This window comes from Exiguobacterium sp. LL15 (assembly GCF_024436095.1).
GTDB classification, from domain to species: domain Bacteria; phylum Bacillota; class Bacilli; order Exiguobacteriales; family Exiguobacteriaceae; genus Exiguobacterium_A; species Exiguobacterium_A indicum.
In genome coordinates, this window is sequence record NZ_JANFNX010000001.1 from 182,827 (window position 1) to 202,968 (window position 20,142).

Consider the following 20,142-nt stretch of genomic DNA (forward strand, 5'->3'; position numbering starts at 1 on the left):
CCTCAGATTTTAGAGGGAAATGGTCCTTCATCTTCGAAGTAAAGCATATGCCAGATACTTGACAAGTGATGGGATTCACTGTCATTTTATAAGGTGGTATATGAAAGGGTTTAGAATTTATTGTAATTCAAATCGACGTTTGATTTCATGTGAAGGAATCCATTCTTTTGAGCGAGTGTCGCACTTTTTGTTCCTTGTACAGAAGAAATCGTCAATGTTTTGATGTCTTGAGATTGACTCAATTTTTGGAGGTCTGTCATCCGATCCTTTGACCACTGATCGTTGGCGACCGTTGAATAATTGAAGTTCTCCCACATGATGCCGTCGACATAAGGATACGTATGATATTTCAACGTTCCGAATCCCCAGTTTTGGATCAGTGATAGAGACGCATGTTTTGTTTTTAGTGATTTTAAGAAGTTTGTCATTCCTACCCGTTGTTGTTCAAGAACGGCAGGCTGGTCGGCATGTTCGTTATCGATGTTACCGACTGTATCGAGGAAAACGCCATCTAGTCCTTTTTGGACGATTTGTTTCTCGACTTCTTTCATTAAAACAGCTTGGTAGTGCTTCGATGTAATATCCGTTAAGTACGAATCCCATTCAGCGTAATGAATACGCTGACCATCGCGATGGAAAAAGTCTGACTCGACGAGTTGTCCCATCAAATCCGTATTCCAGTTGTCTGCTTCCATCGTGTTGATGTAGCCGTATACTTTTGTACCGTTTTGTTGGATCTGTTTAATTTGTGCAGCGGAATAAAAGACGGGTTCGATGATCATGACATCGTATTGTTGCATCTTTTTGATTTTCGCTGCTGACGGTGCGTCGTAGTAAACTTTGTACGACTTCGCATTGTCCAATGGATTGGATTTTTCTGCTTTTGCGTCTAGTGACGACATGAAGAACACTCCTAATAAAAGAATGCACAAAATAGACGTCATGCGCTTGAGTGAGATAATACCCATGTTGATAGCCTCCTGATTAATTATCAGAGAGCGGCCGCGGCATTGCAGACTGGCGATCGGTATCCGTAGATCGACGACCCATGTCTTTGCGCCCTTACTTTTCAGTAAGTTTGCCCTTCTCGATATGAAATTGTAGTGTTCCAACGATACATTTCTTCCATCTTCATACCGATAAAAAACAAAAGGAGTGAATAAAATGATATATACCCAGCACCGGCAAGGCATCAAGTGGATTGAGATGATCGTTAGTATTCTTATTATCGGCACTTTAGACTATATGTTTAACCTTTCGATCTTAAAATGGACGATTGATCCGCTTATTTTTTATATTTTACTTTTTTCTCTCCGTTATGGACTCCTCGGAGCATTCGCGAGTTTTCTGTTTACGATGATTTATCACCTGAGTTCTCTCGCCTGGGCGGGAGAAGACGTCTTACTCTTCGTTTATGATCGTGGCGAATTGTCATGGATCATTTTGCACTTCTTAGTCGCGATTTCATGCGGCATGTTCAGTACTTCTTTCCAAGAACGTTATCTATCCTTACGCTTACGACAAGAGGAAGTGACAGAAGAGAACGAACGGTTGCGCGATACGCTCGAAAAATTGCGCGTTGCGCAAGAGGCAATGCGTAACAAAGTGCTTGAATCCAATCACACGTTGACGAACATTTACCGGATCGGAACAGAACTTGATCAATCCGTCGCGGACATCGTACGCGATAAGCTGTTGCAAATCTTACAGGATTCCTTCGATGCGAAGGAAATCGCGATTTATCACGTCGATGCGTCACGTCGTACACTTCGTTTGCATATTCGTTTTGGTGATAAAGAACTGTTGCCACAGACGATGTTCATCGATCCGGAACAAGGTATCTATCAACGGATGTTCCAAAAACAGGCGATTGCCATCCGGACAATTGATGAGACGGATGTCCCGTTACTGATTGCACCAATCCGTTATGACGGACGCATCCAGGAAGTCGTCGTCATTCAATCGATCGCCTTCGAACGTTTGACGAACTATGAGATGCACGTCATGCAATTGATCGTCGATTGGACAGGGTCGCGCATCGAGAAAGCGATGTTGATGGAATGGATCGAGACGCGTCATGAATTGATTGAAGGCACGCGTATCTTCAAACGGGAGCACTTTGAGGAGAAAGTGAAGTATCAAGAATATCGACGCGAGCATTATGGTCAGCCGTATAGTCTCGTTCAACTTGATATTCGAAATACACCGTTTTCTCTGATTGAACTGGAATTGATCTTGCGACAATCGATGCGTGAAATTGACCTGATCGGTTTTGATGAAAACACGGAGCACCTCCAATTCTTATTACCCGGAACACCTCAAGAACATGCGAACCGATTCCTCGAACGAATCAAGGCTGTGTACGTTCAAAAAGGAGGGCGTGTCCAATGACGGCACTCCTGCTCATGCTTTACGTACTTCATCTTTTTCTCATCGTGTTGGCTTATCGTGTACTCGTCTTTCGATTGCCGGAGCAAGAGCGAGGGATCTTAACGTTCGTGTGCTTGTTCAGTGCCGTCCTACCACTTCTCGGTGAAGTACTGGGGGGACTGGCTTATCTGATTTCCCGTCGTTTTGCTTCTTCCGATACGTTACTGGATTACGATGAATATGTGCAGTTCGATGTGATGAATCTTGAAGGACTGCAGCAGCAAGCTGCAGACAATATGGAGATGGTTCCGATCAAGGAGGCATTGAACATGGATGCGAAACGCCGGAAGCAATCGATGATCCATTTAACGACATCGTCCTTGAAGGAGACCGGAAAGTATTTGCAATACGGACTTGATCATGATGACTCGGAAACCGTCCACTACGCAGCGACGGTCCGAAATTCCTTATTTGACCGTTATGAAGCAAATCTTCGGCTACGGGAACAACAACTCAATCCGGTAGACGTGACGACGTATCATCTGTTCATTCAGGAATGTAAAACCTTCCTCGACAGTGGTCTATTAGATGAAGGCGGTATCGGTCGACTCGATGAGCGACTTCACCTCGTGCTAGAACAAATGCGCGCTCTCTATCCGACGGATCTCGTCCGGATTGTAGCGGAAGCGGAAATGGCGATACGTCAAGGCGAAGAGGAAAAAGCGATTTCCTTCTACGAAGAGATGATTCAGATCCATCCGACGTTGCCAGACGGATATTTAGCGTTGATTCGTTATTACTTTCAACGGCAGGACTGGACTTCGATCGGTCCGGTGCTCCATCAGTTAAGAACAACAGTAGCAGAAGAGGATATTCCAGAAGAGCATCGCTTCATATTGGAACGTTTGGAAGGAGGAGACCAATGAATAAGAAACCTTATGGCTATCTCATTGGATTATTTGTCGTCTTATTCGTGACGATGGGCATCGTACAGCTGTTTCGTCTCGATTATCCACATCGACTGATTCCTTCTGAAAAAACGAAGGTCCGTTCATTCGAGACAGCAAACACGAAAACGACTGAAGCAAAAGGGGAGGCACTTCGTGTCTACTTGCTTCAAAACGATAGCGACCTGTCAAAAGGCGCAATCGAAAATTTCTCGTACGCATTGAAATATGCGAAGATCGATCACCAACGGATTCGTACGTCAGACATCAAGACGCTTCAACCGAGTGACCGGACAGTGCTTGTCTTATCCGGTGAACATACGAAGGAATGGCCGTACGAGACCATTCGGAAATTCGTCCAACAAGGAGGTCGCTTGTACATCGCTGGTCGCTTCATTGATCCGAAATGGGGCGACTTAGTAGGGGTAGAACGCTTTGGTGATTTTAAAGAGGATGTTAACGGGATGACATTCAAAAAAGATTTATTTCCCGGGTATATCGATTTACCGAAGACATCTACCTTATTTGTCCATAGTATTGCGGATGTGACGTTAAAAGATGCCGACGTCAAAATCGAGGCTGATGGGAATCCGATCTTATGGACCCATGAATACGGAAAAGGAGAGGTCTTGTTCTGGAATACTTCTTCGTTACTCGAAAAAAACTCGCGTGGTCTACTCGTCCAGTCCCTGTCATTACTGTTTCCGACATTCGTCAGTCAGCAAGTCGCTGTGAAGCTAGCGCACTTCGATGATTTCCCGGCACCCGTACCAGATGCCTCCAGTCCAGCGATTCAGAAAAACTATGATTTGACCGTTAAAGATTTCTTTGCAGAAGTCTGGTGGAAAGACATGCAACGGGTCGCGAAGGAACAGGATGTCATTTATTCCGGATTCATCATCGGAAGCTATAAGAACGCCATCGATGATACGGAAGAGCAGTTGATTGAAAACATTCGTTTTCCGATGCTGAACTTCGGACGCGGATTATTGAAGATGGGTGGAGAACTCGGTTTACATGGATATAACCACCAACCGCTCATTGTTAATGGGGAGACGATGGATTCAAGCCTTGGCTATAACACATGGGACGATCGTTCTCAAATGATGAAAGGTATTGAGGAAGTCAAAGTGGCACATCAGTATTTCTTCCCGAACGAGCAATTGCGCAGCTATGTACCACCTTCGAACATCATTGGTCCGACCGGTTTATCCGTCTTAAATGAAGCATTTCCGGATGGATTAATTATCGCGTCTCTTTATATTGGAGACCCATCAAAAGGAAGTTACATTCAGGAGTTCGAACAAGATTCGACCTATAAGAATCTCTATAATTTCCCACGGATCACAAGCGGATATAATGAATCGCCTGAAGACATGTTTGTCTTAGCAGATGCGGTCGCGAACTTCGGACTTGTCTCGCACTTCATCCACCCGGATGACGTCCTTGATGAACGACGCTCAAAAGGGCAAGGATGGCCGACGATGGAACGTTCGATAGAAAAGATGTTCAAAACGATTCATACGGATTATCCGTATCTCGAGAGCATGACACAGTACGATGGCTACAAAAAAATGAAGTTGTATCAAGAATCGAAAATCGATGTTCGTTATTCTAAAACAGCGATTGAGATTTCAGGTAGTCAAATGCTCCTTCCTTCGAAGATGGTCGTTCGTGTCAATGAAGGAAAACTAGCGACCGGGTCCTTCGCGTACGGGCAAGTGCGAAAACTTGGAGATGCGGACGATTTATACGAAGTAGAACTCAAGAAGAACTTCGCGCGCATACCGGTACTGGAGGGATCCCAATGAAGATTGGTTTAGTGTTAGAAGGGAGTTACCCTTATGTCAGTGGTGGCGTCGCTAGTTGGGCACATATGCTGATTCAACAAATGACAGAGCATGAGTTCGAGCTGATCACGATCACACCTACACGCATGACGGAAGCAGAGTTCCGTTACACGCTTCCCGCGAACGTCGTTGGTGTGACGAACCTTCCACTCGATCAAACTCATGAGACGCGTCCGCTAAAACAGACGTTGACGCCGGAGCAGGAAGAGGATATCAAACGATGGATGCGATTCCAAGCGACGAACACGTCGATTTTCCCACTCTTCGGTCAGGCGATCGGAACATCGACGCAATTTTTCTCAAGTCGCCTCTTTTTTGATCTCGTCAAGACGAGTTACCGGGAAGAACGACAAGCTGGCTCCTTCATCGATTATTTATGGATGTGGCGTAGCATGTATGCGCCTGTTCTGGAACTGCTCCAAGCCGACTTACCGACCGTCGATTTGATCCATTCCGCGTCGACGGGATATGCGGGACTCGTCGCAGCGGCGATCAAACAACGCCAACACGTCCCGTTCGTCCTAACGGAACACGGGATCTACTCCCGTGAACGAGAAGAGGAGCTCGTCCAAGCGATGTGGATTCCACAAGAATACCGCATGCACTGGGTGCAGTTCTTCCATCACTTATCACGCGAAGCCTACGCTGGGGCGGACAATATCATCACGCTCTTTGACCGAAACGGTGAATTGCAGCGTGAACTTGGAGCACCTGCCGAAAAAATTCGCGTCATCCCGAATGGAATTGATGCGACAGGACTTGCTGCGTTAGGACATACTCCAAAGCAAGATGTACTCCGGATCGGCGCAATCGTCCGCATTGTTCCAATCAAGGACATCAAGACGATGATCCATGCCGCGAAGGTTTTACAGGAAATGCACGTTCCATTTGAAATGACGATCATGGGTCCGCTTGAAGAGGATCCGGAATACGCCCGTGAATGCCAAGACCAAATCGATCTCTTTGAACTATCAGAGAGTGTGAAACTCGTCGGAAAGGTCGATATCCGGAGCTATCTGCCATCATTTGATGTCTGCTTGTTGACGAGTATTTCCGAAGGTCAACCACTGGCTGTCCTAGAAGGCATGGCTGCAGGGATACCGTGGGTCGTCACTGATGTCGGTGCATGTTCCGAGCTGATCAACGGACGTGAGGATGATCCTTACGGGCCGGCTGGATTCGTCGTGCCACCGGTCAATCCTCGCCGGATCGCAGAACGGTGTGCCTGGTTCCAGTCACATCCGGAAGAAGCGATTCGCTTTGGACGAAATGGGAAAGAACGCGCGCTTGCGTATTACCAGACGCACCGCTTCATCTCGGAGTATCAAACATTGTATCAAGAGAGGGGGGTGACGTATGGCGGGCATCGGGTTTAAGCTTCAAAAATTGTTTCAAGAGGACTATTTCTCATCTCGGTTAAAGGCATATGCTTTCGCTGGACTCGTCACGTCCGGTCCATGGCTCATCGTCATCTTGACGATCGCTGTGACCCAGTGGCTGACGACGTTCCTGTCGATTGCTTCTTTTGAAGAACGGACGACCTTCAATCTGGTCGTCTCATACAGCTTCATTTTTTCACAAGTGTTGCTCGGTATTCAGCAACTCGTCGTCACGCGCTATTTGGCGGACTGTTTCTACGAGAAACGATATGAAGATTTGTTTCCTGCATTTCTAGGTATGACGAAGATGACGATGGCGTTAGGCAGTATCGCCTTTCTCATCTTCCTCAGCTTCTCAAAACTTCCGTTCTTGTTGAACGGGCTAATCTTCATATTGTTCATGACGATCAATTTGATCTGGGTGCACTTCCTATTCTTAAGTGCCGCGAAGTTCTATCAGGCTGTCGCATACAGCTTTTTGATTGGCGGTATCGTAGCTGTCGGATCGGTCTTACTGATTGATCGGTATCTGATGGAGTATGTAACGGGTATCGTGACACCAAGTCTTGCCTTAACGGCAGGTTTCACATTCGGCATGGTCATCACGTTATTCGGTCTATTCACCTCGATGTTGTTGACGTTCCCGCAACGCGGGACGAAAAATCAGTTTACCTACTTGAGTTATTTTGATCGTTACCCGGCGCTCTTTTGGACGAGTTTTCTCTACAATATCGGGGTGTGGGTCGGGAACTGGGTCATCTGGTTCTCTGACGGCGGTGCTGTTCATCTCGGGACATTCCGTTATCATCCGTTATACGATACGGCGATCTTCTTATCCTATTTGACGGTCATCCCGACGATGACGATCTTCGTCGTTTCCGTCGAGACGCGTTTCTATGAACGGTATCGCATCTTCTATGGATACGCGAACGAGGGAGGAACGCTGGATCAAGTTGAAAAAGCGCGGGACGCGATGTTACTCGTCTTACGACAGGAATTACAACGACTGTTTCGAAATCAAGGATTGTTTACGCTGTTCACCTTATTGTTCGCCTCGACGTTGCTCGGTTACCTCGCATTACCTGAAGCAACGATTAGCATCTTCCAAATGACGACGATCGGTGCGTTCTCGAACGCGATGTTACTCGTCTTGACCCTCTTGTTACTCTATTTTGAAGATCAAAAAGGGGCAGCATGGATTTCATGCGTGTTCTTCTTCTCTAATGGGATTTTAGCTTTGTTGATCGCGCCGTTCGGTTTTTCCGGATACGGTCTCAGCTTCGCGATCGGATCGACCTTGACGTTTGCGTTTGCGCTCATGCGACTCATCCATTATGTCTCGGATATTGATTACCATACGTTTTGTCGGATGGTGTTACCGCCACGCTCGATGCGTTTTACGCGATGGAGTGAACGATTGAATCGTTCGTGGATGTGAAGCGGTTAAAGGTTCTTTTGAGTAAATCAATAGCATGTAGGCTAATTTGAAAAGGCGATCCATTTCCGAATTCGTATCGGAAGTGGATCGCCCTTTTTAATTGCAGGTAAAACGATTTATCCTACCTATTATTTTTGATACCCGTCTGGATTTTTAGATTGCCAGCGCCAAGCATCCTTACACATATCATACAAGTCTTTCTCCGCCTTCCATCCGAGGAGGCGTTCTGCTTTTGAAGCATCCGCATAACACGATCCGACATCACCCGGACGTCGTGCCGTGATTTTTCGATCGATTTGCAGAGACGTCGCATCTTCGAACGTCGCGACGAGTTCAAGCACACTTGTCCCTTGTCCCGTTCCTAGATTGAATGCCTCGATCCCGGAATGATCATGATAGAGTGCCTTGATATGTCCTTTCGCTAAGTCGACGACATGGATATAATCGCGGACACCCGTCCCATCATCCGTATCGTAATCATTTCCGAAAATTTGAAGGGTATCGAGTTTTCCAGCAGCAACTTGTGTCACATATGGCATCAAGTTGTTCGGAATACCGTTTGGATCCTCACCGATCAGACCGCTCATATCGGCACCAATCGGGTTGAAGTAGCGGAGTAATGTGATATTCCACGTCGGATCAGCGAACGCGATGTCTTCAAGCATCTGCTCGATCATCAGTTTCGTCGCACCATAAGGATTCGTCGCGGAGCGCGGAGCAGATTCGGTGATCGGTGTCGTCTCCGGCACACCGTAGACGGTCGCAGATGAACTAAAGACAAGTTTTTTGACATCATGCCGGTCCATCACTTCGAGTAGGACGAGCGAACTGATCAGGTTGTTTTGATAGTAGAACAACGGGCGTGATACGGATTCACCAACCGCTTTTAAACCGGCAAAATGAATGACAGCATCAATCGAATGGTTTTGGAAGATCCGTTCGAGTGCCGATTCATCCCGCACGTCCGACTCATAGAATGTGACTGTACGGTCCGCGATGTGTTCGACACGTTCAAGAGCACTCCGGTGACTGTTACTTAAATTGTCGACGACGATGACTTCATGACCCTCTCGTAGCAGTTCGAGACAGGTATGGCTGCCGATATAGCCAGCGCCTCCCGTTACTAAAATGTTCATAGGATACCCTCCGTTAAATTCCATTATTTATCTAATAATAGCATAAAGAGAGCGGTTTTTTCTTGATTTTGCTTTACATCCGTTTTGTTAGACGAATCAGCTGAATACGCGACTCGGACTCGATGATCTGTAATTGATAATGGGTGCTTATGCGCAGTCGTCCCGCTGTATTCGTTCGCTGGAACGTCCCAAGACGCGCCAACTCTTTTTGGGAAAGGCGTGGGCTCTTCCAATCGATGGCGTATGCGCGATCATCGATGAGGTGTACGGTGAATGACTCATACGTCCATGTTTCATCTACAGCCGTTTTGATTTTTTGTTTCGGTGATCCGAGACCGACCCATGTCGTAGCGGGATCATCCAATAGATCGGTCGCTCGTGTTTGTTTCGGAAGCGTCATATATGCGTCCGTCCATTTCAACAACGCTTGATCCGTCATCATGGAACCAATCGTTTTTTTGGATAGGTCGCTCGCTTTCATATATGCCTGCGTCCGGTCAGGGAGCTGGATACGCGCACGATCCTTGACGATATCGAGGACAGGGAATGCATCACCAAAGTCGGCGGATTGAAGAATGGTCGAGGAATCAGGATGACGATAAATCGGACTCGATTTCGTGGAGACGAAATGATAGATTACGTCTTTCTTCGCCCATGTCTGATATCCCCATGTAGCAAGCGCACCAATGCAGAAGCAAGCGAGCGCGAGGAGGACGAGTCGCCAGGACAAGACCCGCTTTTTCGGTACTGCATTGGGCGTCGTCTGTTCGAGCGGCATCTCGTCTCCTTCATCTAGTAAAGGAACAGATGTAAGGAAACCATAAAAGTCAGCGATGCTCTCGTGTGGATGACCGTCCAAAAATCGTTGCCACTCTTCTGGACGAACCGTATCTTGTTGAAACGGTCGCGAGGGTGCTATCCCTGTCAGATGAAGGCAAGTCGCCTGAAGCGAAGAAGAGGAAGACAAGGACAGCAGGATTCGTTCATGGAGACGCTTGATATCAACTTCCGTGTGAGAGGTATAGAATTGTAAAGCGGATAAGGCGCGATGCATAAGGCATCCTCCTTCCTTCTAACGTCAGGATATGTATGAATTTTCCGTTTCCTTTTATGTTATCATTTTTTATGGGACGACGAATGAGAAAAGGGGGAATGATGATGATCGATATTCATAATCATCTTTTGCCGTTGATCGATGAGGGAGCGACTCATGTCGAAGAGACGATCCGCATGGCACGGCGTGCTGCTGCGGAAGAGGTGCGCCGAATCATCGCAACACCATATGCGACGCATGCGACAGCAGAAGAAGTCCAATTGATCGTAGCAGAGCTAAATGTTCTACTGGCCCAGCGACAGATTCCTGTCCTCGTCTATCCGGGACAACAGACGCGTTTGACACTCGGATTGCGTGATGCGGTCAACCAAGGGCACGTCTTGACGTTAGCGGATACCGCCTATCTGTTAATCGATTGCCCCGACGATCCGCTACCGGTCTATACGGAAGAAATCATGACCGGATTAATCGAAGACGGGTATTTGCCAATCCTTGCGCAACCGGAAGATAACGCAGAACTTCTCGAGCATCCTGAACGTTTGGTCCAGCTAATTGAAAAGGGCGTACGTTGTCAACTGGCGACACACAGTATTCTCGGTCATCATGGAGAAGAGAAGAAACTATTTTGTCAGCGTGCCGTTCAAAAAGGATGGGTACACTTCATCGCATCCAACGCTAAAAAAGCAACAGACCATCTTCATCTTATGCCGGCGTATCAACAGATTGAACAGTGGTCTGGAGCGAACGTCGTCGATCGATTAAAATGGAACGCTGAACAAATCTTGGTGTCACCGCCAATTGTCTAATACATGACAGTGAAGCTGACTCAACAGTCATTCTCTACAAAGGTAAGGGTGGCAGAGTGATGATCTGTCACCTTTACCTCATAACAAAAAGAGTGACGCGTCATACGCCACTCCTACAGGAAAAAGCGTATGTTTGCGCTGTCAGAGACAAACAAGCCCCACTTTCATGCCTGAATAAGGCAGGAAAACTGACTTGAGTCTCGCCTGAGGAAAGGGCGCGAAAAGACGCGTCATTCTTTTTTTTCAGCCTTATTTTTTTAAAAACTTTTCTAATAAATCAAAATCCTGAAAAATATATGATATGATATAATTACTTGGTACTAAAAATATTCAAGCGATTAATCAATATGGGCATGATTACGTTCGAATCTTCGAGGACATCGTCACGTACGCCGCTCAATTCTTTCATTTTTTAGGCATCATCATCATTAGCGTCGTGAACGCTGGAACAACCCGAGGAGGAAGTAATACATGAGTAAAGAAAAAATCGCACAGCTGCGCAAACATGTCTCGCCTTTTGAGAAGGCAGACATCAAGGCCAGCATCCGACAGATGATCAATACGATCCTGCCGTTTCTCGTCATTTGGTTTTTGGCGTATCAAGCACTTCACGTGTCAGCCTGGCTCGCAGTACCGCTTGCGATGATCGCTGCGGGATTCGTCGTGCGGATGTTCATCATCTTCCACGATTGTACACATGGTTCGTTTTTCAAAAACAAAAAAGCGAATGCAATCGTAGGAACCATTACAGGTGTGCTAACGCTATTTCCATACGAAAAGTGGAAACGAGAACATGCGATTCATCACGCTTCAAGCGGTAACTTGGACAAGCGGGGCGTCGGTGATATTTGGGTAATGACAATCGAAGAATACATTGCGTCATCGAAATGGACGCGATTGAAATATCGACTCTATCGGAACCCGCTCGTCATGTTCGGGCTAGGTCCGTTGCTGTTGATTTTAGTGACGAGTCGTTTCAACCGGAAAGACGCACGGAAGAAAGAGCGTCTTAACACATATCTGATTAACGTATCACTGATCCTTTTATACGGTCTCTTAATTTACTGGATTGGCTGGCAAGCATTCTTGATCATCCAAGGGACAACGATGTTCACAGCAGGCGTACTTGGTATCTGGTTGTTTTATGTCCAACATACATTCGAAGATTCTTATTTTGAAGATGAAAGCGAATGGGATTACGTCAAGGCTGCGATTGAAGGCAGTTCGTATTACGAACTCCCTAAAGTATTACAGTGGGTGACAGGAAACATCGGTTTCCATCATGTCCATCACCTGAGTCCACGTGTACCGAACTATCATCTAGAGAAGGCACACGTCTCGACGCCACCCCTTCAAAAGGCGACGACGATCGGCTTGTTCTCTAGCTTAAAATCCTTACGTTATAAACTGTACGATGCTAAAAATAAGACGTTCGTCACGTTCCAGGACATCAAGCATCTCCTGCGTGAACCGAAATCATCATCACTTTGAGCTTGCAGCACTTTATCTTTTTTAAGATGAGGTGCTTTTTGCTTTGAAATCACAAGAAGTTGACCGATAAAGAGTAAGGAATGGAAAAATATAGGCACGACAAAATTGAAAATGTTACTCTAAACTAAAGAATAAAGAGAAGAGACACATAGAAAGAAGGACTGGCATGAAAGGAAAAATATACTTCTGGCTTTTGTTTTTAAATGCGATTGCGACAGTAGGGGCACTGGTCTACCTGTCTTTTGAACTGGGCGCTTTGGGCCTTGTCTTAATGGGGCTAACAATTGTCTGGCTCGCCTGGAAAATATTACGACTCTTTTCCTCGGTGATCCGATTGCAACAAGAAGGCATTGAGGTAACCGAATATCGTTTTCCGGAACTATATCATGATATCGCGTCGTTATCGGAACGTTTGAATTTAAAGACACCACGCATCTATATCGTCGGAGACGACGTATCGCCGATTAGAGGCGTGAGTCTGTTCCGAACGAACGTGTTTTTTTTACCAGAGAAAGCCATGCGGGAGCGAAATGAGTTCGAACGAGTTCGAGAGTTACTCCGTCTGAAGCATAATGACGAGGAAAAACGCTTCGCATTACTACTAGGCAGTTGGATTCCGTTTTTAAGACCGGCTTATTTACGAACGATATCCTTATACCGAGATCGTCAAGCCATGCATCTTGTAGACGATCCAGATAGTGTCATGCAGAGTATTCTAAAAGAAAACGGACGGTATCGATTGATCGATGAAATCGATACTGCTGAATACTTAGCGGAAAAAAAACATATCACGCTAGCAGAAGTCGTCAGTGAGATGGTTCATGCACAGCCGACGACAGATCGCCGGTTGGTCGAGTTAGGATGGTTGACGCGCGAGGCACCGACCGGACAACAAGTCATCCGTTTTTCACTAGTGGCGTCCAGTCTGATCGTATTCGGATTCATCGGTTGGAGCGTCCAGAACGTATCGTTTTCAACTGACTCCGCGAAAGCGGTCGTCACGTCATCGGATGAGTCAAAGGCGAATGGATTGCAGGAAACGAAGTTGATGGCTGCGATTCAAAAGGGGACGTTGGAAGAAGTACAGGCGGAGCTTCCGGACGGTGACATGAAGGCAGTGGACGCGGATGGCGATACGGCACTGCACTATCTGGGATACCGGAAGTCAAGTAAAGGATTAAAGGAAATCTTTGACGCGTTAATCAAGCAAGGAAGTGATGTGGACGCAATCAATGACTTCGGAGAACGTCCATTCATCACGGCGGTATATAGCAACAACAAGGAATTGGTAGAGCTATACCTCGATCAAGGGGAAAAAATCAATCAGTTGGATGAACAAAAATATACGCCGTTGCATCATGCGGTTGAAGGGGAAGGCGCTCAGACCGTAAAAGTATTACTTGATCAAGGCGCAGACGTCTCGATCAAGAACAAAGACGGATTGACCCCTCTCATGCTGGCACAGCAATATGAATTAGACGACATCATTCGATTGTTAAAGCAACATACGTCTCAAACGTTATAAGAAAAGTGCTCCTCCCGAAATCGGGAAGGAGCACTTTTTACGAACTTATTTACCTTGAAGAGCTGGATCCACGTTAAGGATACGTCCTTCAATTTTATAATCGATTGTTTTCTTCGAAATCGCGTAGTCGCGGAACGTTTCCCAGTCAGAGAGACCGAGGTCTGTGAAACGTCCGTCATCATAAGCTGTCTTAAACGCTGTTAAGCCATCAGCTCCAGTTGCAGAGAATGCATTTGTCGCAACAACGTACATTTTCGCTGGATCAACGACTTCTTCCACTCCGCCATCTTTCGTGATCGTCATCTTCGTGACACGTTCACCTTTTGCTTTTGAGCCATCGTATTCGAGCTTCATACCAGAAACTTGTAAGAAACCACCGTTTTCAAGCGGGAACAATCCCACACTGCTTTCGAACAATTGTTTTAATTCTGCTCCTGATAATTTAACCGTTGCAAGCGTATTTCCGAATGGTAATGTCGTTAAGATTTCGCCAGTCGTCAATGGACCTGCATCAATTGCAGCACGGATACCACCACTGTTTTGCACAGCGATGACGGTATCAGGATTTAATGTTTTTGCTTTTGCAAGCATACCGTCTGTAATCAAGTTACCAAGAGCTGTTTCGGAGTTACGAACATTGATATCTAATCCGTCCGATTTACGCGGATTTGGGAGTGCAGTGAGAATGTCTACACCAATTTCTTGATTTTTGATAGCAGAAATTTTGTCGGCGTAAGGCTTCAAGATTTCAGCAGCACCAGCATCCGGAGCTTGTGCTTTTACGTCAATAAGTGAACCTTTGTATGATTTGAGTTTCCCTTTGTAGTCGAATGTCATACTGACATCGCCAAGGAACTCGCTATATTGATACGCTTGTACGATAATTGTTGGCTCTGTCTTTTTCGGATTGACTTCTGGATCAACAGGTACGTAAGTTGGTTGAAGAAGCTTCGAATGTGTATGGCCACCAACGATAACGTCAATTCCGTCAACATTTTGAGCGAGTAATTGATCATTATCGACTGCAGGATTATCATCGTAACCGATGTGTGTCAATGCAACGATTTTATTGATACCACGAGCTTTGAATTTATCAACGGTCGCTTGAGCACTCTTGATGTAGTTCGAGAACGCAACCGTTCCTGGACTTGAAATATCAACTGTCTCTTCTGTCGTTAAGCCGAAGAAACCAACTTCTTCACCGTTGATTTTTTTGATGACACCTTGGTAGATCCGTCCATCTTCCGGACCAGACGTGATTGTTTTCTTTTGCATCCCGTTGAAGAGCGGATTTTTACTGAAATCAACGTTTGCTGTGATGAATGGGAAGTCAGCGCCAGCAACGAAGGCTTGCAAAGCAGCACCTTGATCTTTAGCACCAAGATCAAACTCATGGTTACCGAACGTCATCATGTCATATTTCATGTAGTTCATGAGTTTAAGATCGGCTTGTCCTTTGAACTCATTGAAGTAAAGTGATCCTGAGAAGACGTCACCAGCATCAAGGAGAAGCGACGGTGTACCTTCGGCGCGGTAAGCGGCACGGCGCTCTTTAATAGCAGTCGCGCGTTTTGGAGCGTTATCGAGCGAAGCATGTGTATCGTTCGTATGGAGCAAGGCAAGGCTGAAATCATCTGTATTGATGTCACGGACGATGATTTTTGCTTTTGTCGTGACCGTTTTGCCTTTATGCGTCAAGCTACCTGTCGCATAGTAAGTACCTGACTCACTCGTATCAACTTTGCTCCATTTGATTTCTTTATCGTAGACTTTGCCGTTAGCGTAAAGAACAGCTAGTTTTTTAGGAAGGACTGGTTTTTGATCGACTGAAATCACTTGTTCCTTAACGGACTCAATGATTTTGATCACATAATTCTCGACGTGAATCTTTACTTCGATTGGGAGCTTTTTCTTACCATATGTGCCATGAACCGTTTGGTAGCGATTGAAGATGTGCTTATTGTATGCACCCCATGAGATTTTTTCTCCCTTGTATGTAGCCGGAAGTTTAACAGGCTCACCCTTCGTGAAAGTGAGAGACTTCAATTTGACCGTCTTGACTTTGACATGTGTTGCAGCAGATACGGTCGTTTGTGCAGCCGGCACGATTGCCGATGTCGTCAATGCGACAGCTACTGCTGCCGCGTAAAGCGGTTTTGATTTGTACATAAATAAAAATCCTCCCTCGAGATGATATGAGGTCAACCAGCGATCGGTAACCTCTTCTTCTACTATAAATGCTTAACAGACAATCGTGTCATGAACCTTTTGTAAAATGCGTAAATTCTTAGGTCCGACGACAATACAACTCTTGCAAGTCGTTTGTTTTCTTCTACCTGAAAGAAGAAAAGATAAATGATTGCGCTTACATTATATCTTGTTCCTCCTTCAAAAGAAACGTAGATTACAATAGATTGTAGGAAATTGTCCTCATTTTGAGAGAATCGCGTAGTAAACATTTTCAAAAAAATGTATAATTTACTATATGAAAAATATGCGATGGGGAGGCGGGAGTACGAATGGATGAAAAGATACGTAGGAGTCTACTCGTAGGTATACTTTGTATAATGGGAATCTTGATTATATGGGGGCTCGCCTCTCCACCGACGACAATTGAATTTCCTAACTTTACACATACCTAATCCTGTGAATGGATCGGCAAGGAGTCCTTGTCGATTTTTTTGTTTCAACGGGAAAGCTACAGTTTGGTGTCGGTTCACGCTATACGTTGACACGCTTTTTACGGATGGCTAGAATTGATTAAGTGTACTTCGTATGTACACAATCGAAAGATAAACGAGGAGGGATGGATAATTAGACATGATATATCATGTCGATCGGAGGAATGTTCGTTTGAGGAATCGCGGACAGAACCCGTTTTTTGTTTGAATTTGATCCAGAATTCATTGAATTACAAATACATGCACCATGAAATCGGAAGGAACTTACACTTATGTTGAAAGAAATGAAAAGTATCATCCGGGAACAGGTTGAAAACTTTCCTTTGATTCGCCGGCTCGCGCGATATGAAATTAAGTCCGCACACGCAGAACAACGCCTTGGCCTCTTATGGGAACTCCTCAATCCGGGTCTCCAAATTTTCATCTACTGGTTCGTCTTTGGTGTCGGTCTTCGGGGAAATGAAAATGTCGATGGAAACATTCCATTCATCGTATGGCTTCTCTGTGGGATCGTCGTTTGGTTCTTTATCAACGATGCTTTATTACGTGGATCGAACTCGATCAATAGTCGACTTGCGATGGTGACGAAGATGCGTTTCCCGATGAGTGCCATTCCGTCATACGTTATTTTGTCACGGATGTATCAACACTTCGCAATGCTTGTGATCGTATTCATCGTCATCCTCGCAAATGGGATTCCGATTACATGGAAACTACTTCAGTTGCCTTATTACATGATTGCGACATACATTTTCGTCTACGCATTCTCACTTTGTTTTTCAACGCTCATTACGCTCGTCAAAGATATTCAGCTCTTCTTGCAATCGATGATGCGGATGCTTTTTTATATGACACCGATTCTTTGGAATATTGAGCGGTTCCCGGACGCCCTGCACGGTGTCCTTCGCCTGAATCCGGTCTACTATCTTGTCGAGGGATACCGGGCGAGTCTGCTCGGAGGACATTGGGTCTGGCAGGAATGGCCAACTGGACTGTACTTCTGGAGTGTGACGCTCCTCTTGTTCACAGCTGGAACATTCTTGCATATCAAGTTCCGTAAATCATTCACTGAGCTCGTCTAAGGGAAGGAAATCGCCATGTCTATGATTAAACTCGACCATGTCACGAAACGCTTCGACATGGTTACGACTACGAAAGAAAAATTCAAGCTCTTGTTCAAGAATCAAAGCAAGAGCGTTAAAACATTCACTGCACTGCGAGATATCTCGCTTGAAATCGGCTCGGGTGAAGTCGTTGGACTCGTCGGAATCAACGGTTCCGGTAAATCTACACTTTCGAACTTGATTTCAGGAATCATCTATGCAAACGAAGGAGACGTCGCCATTAATGGTGAAGTCGCGATCATCGCCGTCTCACAAGGATTAAAGAATGTCCTGACAGGGCGAGAGAATATTCGCTTGAAATGTCTCATGCTTGGGATGGATGATGCGGAAATCGAGCGTCGGATGCCAGGCATCATCGATTTCGCTGATATCGGTGATTTCATCGATCAGCCAATCAAGAAGTATTCGAGTGGGATGAAATCTCGACTCGGATTTGCGATTGCCGTCAATGTCGATGCAGATATTCTAATCGTTGATGAAGCCCTATCCGTTGGTGACCAAACCTTCTATAATCGTTGTATCGATAAGATGAATGAGTTTAAGGATGAAGGTAAGACGATCATCTTCGTCAGTCACTCGTTGTCACAAATCAAGAGTTTTTGTGAACGCGTCATTTGGCTCGAATATGGTCAAGTACGACTCGACGGAACAACCAAAGATGTCTTACCGGAATATAAAAAGTTTCTTGCGGAATATAAAAAATGGTCGAAAGAGGAGCAACATCAATTTCGGCGTGACCGCTTAAAAGCACAAGCTGCTAATGCTCGTTCCGGGAAACAAAATACGGATTCAGAGGAAAACATCAAACATCCGGCATTGATCTTATCTGCGCTAGGTATTCTTGTACTTGCAGCAGGAAGCTTAATGGTCGTTGATGAAACGCCATCTTTGGCGAATTTAAGCGACGCTATCTTAAATTTCTTTTGATTCTCTGCGCCAGGTACCAATCGGTATCTGGCTTTTTATATCATGTAAGTAGGAATTAGTAAAAGGAGTGAAGAATGCTAAAGGAGAGTGGAAAAAGAAGGAATCATCGCAAATCAAGAAATGTAATCAAAAAAAACGGAGTTCAAGACTCCGTTTTCATCAGGTTTGTGAACGATCCATATAGGTTTTGACGCGCGGTGCTTCATACGTTGCAAAACGTTCTAAAAGACGTTCAGCATCTGACTCGACGATCAACATTGCACGGTGTTCGGGAATCAAGAATCCTTGACGTTCCATCGTATCGAATAGGGAAATCAAGGGATCATAGTAGCCATCAATGTTCAGTACACCACATGGCTTTTCATGAAGTCCAAGCTGTGCCCAAGTGAAAACTTCAAAAAATTCTTCCATCGTTCCTGGACCACCCGGGAGAATGATGAATCCATCAGAGAGCTCTGACATTTTGGCTTTTCGCTCATGCATCGAGTGGACGAGATGCAGTTCGGTTAGTCCAGGATGCGCAAGTTCTTTTTCCTGAAGAAAGTGGGGAAGAACACCGATTGCTTGACCTTTAGCAGCGAGCGTAGCATCTGCGACTGCGCCCATCGTTCCAACGCGTGACCCTCCATATACAAGTCCGATGCTGCGCGCGGCGAGCGCTTGACCGAGTTTTCCTGCCGCCTCTCGAAAGAGTGAATCGGCACCATCTTTGGAACCACAAAATACAGCAAGTCTATTCATGAAAGAACCTCCTTCGTTGTTTCCACCATAGCATATTCGACGATGGGAAGGCAGAATGGAAAGGAGATCGATATGCGACCACGTACAATTGTTTGGCTCGTCCTAATCATCGCAGCAATCAATTTAGGACTTGGGATATGGATGCCCGATACATCGACTCGGACGACGATTAGTTCGATACTACTAGGCGTGATTGTAGTACTCGGTATCTTTTACGTCATTGCGTTACGACAATCATCTAAATAAAAATGCTCGTTCGACTCATATGAGTTGAGCGAGCATTTTTATTTAGATTTGAAAAAATAAAGCGATGGAATATTCAAAAAAATCTATTTTCATACACAAATTCAACACTTTGATGGATAGTTTGTAAAAAAAGGACAGTATTCAGGACATATGATACGTGTCAAAAGTAATGGTTATAATGAATAATGTGTAAAATAACATAAATATTCGTATTCGAATATTTGGAGGGGGTCTAAGGATATATGATGTTGTTACAAAGCCAGACGAAAAAAATTAGGAGGTTATTTATATGAACTTGAAAAAGAAACTAGGTTTAGCAATTGCTGCTTTATCATTGACTGCTACTTTCGGTGTAAGTGCTGCAAATCAAATTGGACATAAAGACGTAGCAATCGAACGAATTCCACTTGAGTACTCAGTCAAACGT

At 45.3% G+C, this 20,142-nt stretch carries 16 protein-coding genes and 1 riboswitch; of the genes, 11 read left to right on the plus strand and 5 right to left on the minus strand.

Features of this window, described 5'->3' with window-relative positions; genetic code table 11:
• Nucleotides 1–110: 110 nt before the first annotated feature.
• Nucleotides 111–902, minus strand: coding sequence for a glycoside hydrolase family 191 protein (locus NOM72_RS00880; RefSeq protein WP_235147602.1), 792 nt, complete (start codon nt 900–902; stop codon nt 111–113).
• 106 nt (nt 903–1,008) lie between these two features.
• Nucleotides 1,009–1,093: riboswitch (cyclic di-GMP riboswitch) on the minus strand.
• A gap of 71 nt (nt 1,094–1,164) precedes the next feature.
• Between NOM72_RS00880 and NOM72_RS00885 the strand changes: the two genes are divergently transcribed.
• The 5 genes from NOM72_RS00885 to pelG are packed head-to-tail and all read left to right on the plus strand — an operon-like array spanning nt 1,165 to nt 7,984.
• The gene (locus NOM72_RS00885) at nt 1,165–2,391 is read left to right on the plus strand and encodes a GAF domain-containing protein (RefSeq protein WP_023469427.1); all 1,227 of its coding nucleotides are present in this window, start codon (nt 1,165–1,167) and stop codon (nt 2,389–2,391) included.
• Complete coding sequence (locus tag NOM72_RS00890) at nt 2,388–3,296, plus strand: hypothetical protein (protein ID WP_255997382.1); 909 nt, start codon at nt 2,388–2,390, stop codon at nt 3,294–3,296. The genes NOM72_RS00885 and NOM72_RS00890 overlap by 4 nt, the downstream gene beginning before the upstream one ends.
• Entirely contained in the window at nt 3,293–5,128 is a 1,836-nt protein-coding gene (locus NOM72_RS00895) for a DUF2194 domain-containing protein (protein WP_255997384.1), read from the plus strand. The genes NOM72_RS00890 and NOM72_RS00895 overlap by 4 nt, the downstream gene beginning before the upstream one ends.
• Nucleotides 5,125–6,543: a GT4 family glycosyltransferase PelF gene (pelF, locus tag NOM72_RS00900; RefSeq protein WP_035396020.1), complete on the plus strand. Its 1,419-nt coding sequence runs from the start codon at nt 5,125–5,127 to the stop codon at nt 6,541–6,543. Before NOM72_RS00895 ends, pelF begins: the two co-directional genes overlap by 4 nt.
• Nucleotides 6,524–7,984: an exopolysaccharide Pel transporter PelG gene (pelG, locus tag NOM72_RS00905; protein ID WP_255997386.1), complete on the plus strand. Its 1,461-nt coding sequence runs from the start codon at nt 6,524–6,526 to the stop codon at nt 7,982–7,984. The genes pelF and pelG overlap by 20 nt, the downstream gene beginning before the upstream one ends.
• A gap of 128 nt (nt 7,985–8,112) precedes the next feature.
• Here pelG and galE read toward each other — a convergent pair whose 3' ends face one another.
• Both galE and NOM72_RS00915 read right to left on the minus strand, forming a co-directional pair.
• On the minus strand, nt 8,113–9,120 hold the full coding sequence (gene galE / locus NOM72_RS00910; RefSeq protein WP_255997387.1) for a UDP-glucose 4-epimerase GalE: 1,008 nt from the start codon (nt 9,118–9,120) through the stop codon (nt 8,113–8,115).
• 73 nt (nt 9,121–9,193) lie between these two features.
• Nucleotides 9,194–10,174: a hypothetical protein gene (locus tag NOM72_RS00915; RefSeq protein ID WP_255997388.1), complete on the minus strand. Its 981-nt coding sequence runs from the start codon at nt 10,172–10,174 to the stop codon at nt 9,194–9,196.
• Between the two features lie 104 nt (nt 10,175–10,278).
• Between NOM72_RS00915 and NOM72_RS00920 the strand changes: the two genes are divergently transcribed.
• The 3 genes from NOM72_RS00920 (at nt 10,279) to NOM72_RS00930 (ending at nt 13,996) form a co-directional block, all read left to right on the plus strand.
• Nucleotides 10,279–10,980 (plus strand): tyrosine-protein phosphatase, encoded by a 702-nt coding sequence (locus NOM72_RS00920; RefSeq protein ID WP_214746990.1) that lies wholly within the window; start codon nt 10,279–10,281, stop codon nt 10,978–10,980.
• A gap of 471 nt (nt 10,981–11,451) precedes the next feature.
• The gene (gene desA / locus NOM72_RS00925; protein WP_255997389.1) at nt 11,452–12,471 is read left to right on the plus strand and encodes a Delta(5) desaturase DesA; all 1,020 of its coding nucleotides are present in this window, start codon (nt 11,452–11,454) and stop codon (nt 12,469–12,471) included.
• Between the two features lie 166 nt (nt 12,472–12,637).
• The gene (locus NOM72_RS00930; protein WP_174316596.1) at nt 12,638–13,996 is read left to right on the plus strand and encodes an ankyrin repeat domain-containing protein; all 1,359 of its coding nucleotides are present in this window, start codon (nt 12,638–12,640) and stop codon (nt 13,994–13,996) included.
• A 45-nt stretch (nt 13,997–14,041) separates the two neighbouring features.
• Here the strand turns inward: NOM72_RS00930 and NOM72_RS00935 are convergent, their stop codons facing one another.
• The gene (locus tag NOM72_RS00935; RefSeq protein WP_174316595.1) at nt 14,042–16,165 is read right to left on the minus strand and encodes a 5'-nucleotidase C-terminal domain-containing protein; all 2,124 of its coding nucleotides are present in this window, start codon (nt 16,163–16,165) and stop codon (nt 14,042–14,044) included.
• A gap of 796 nt (nt 16,166–16,961) precedes the next feature.
• Here NOM72_RS00935 and NOM72_RS00940 point away from each other — a divergent pair.
• Together NOM72_RS00940 and NOM72_RS00945 are read left to right on the plus strand one after the other, a co-directional pair.
• Nucleotides 16,962–17,759 carry an ABC transporter permease gene (locus NOM72_RS00940; protein ID WP_235147601.1) on the plus strand — a complete coding sequence of 266 codons (798 nt, stop codon included), beginning with the start codon at nt 16,962–16,964 and terminating at the stop codon, nt 17,757–17,759.
• Nucleotides 17,760–17,774: 15 nt separating this feature from the next.
• Nucleotides 17,775–18,728, plus strand: coding sequence for an ABC transporter ATP-binding protein (locus tag NOM72_RS00945; protein ID WP_035396040.1), 954 nt, complete (start codon nt 17,775–17,777; stop codon nt 18,726–18,728).
• 159 nt (nt 18,729–18,887) lie between these two features.
• On the opposite strand, the gene NOM72_RS00950 is transcribed toward NOM72_RS00945, so the two are convergent.
• Nucleotides 18,888–19,469 (minus strand): LOG family protein, encoded by a 582-nt coding sequence (locus tag NOM72_RS00950; protein WP_174316594.1) that lies wholly within the window; start codon nt 19,467–19,469, stop codon nt 18,888–18,890.
• Nucleotides 19,470–19,541: 72 nt separating this feature from the next.
• Between NOM72_RS00950 and NOM72_RS00955 the strand changes: the two genes are divergently transcribed.
• Complete coding sequence (locus NOM72_RS00955) at nt 19,542–19,715, plus strand: hypothetical protein (RefSeq protein WP_023469413.1); 174 nt, start codon at nt 19,542–19,544, stop codon at nt 19,713–19,715.
• The last annotated feature ends 427 nt before the right edge of the window (nt 19,716–20,142 follow it).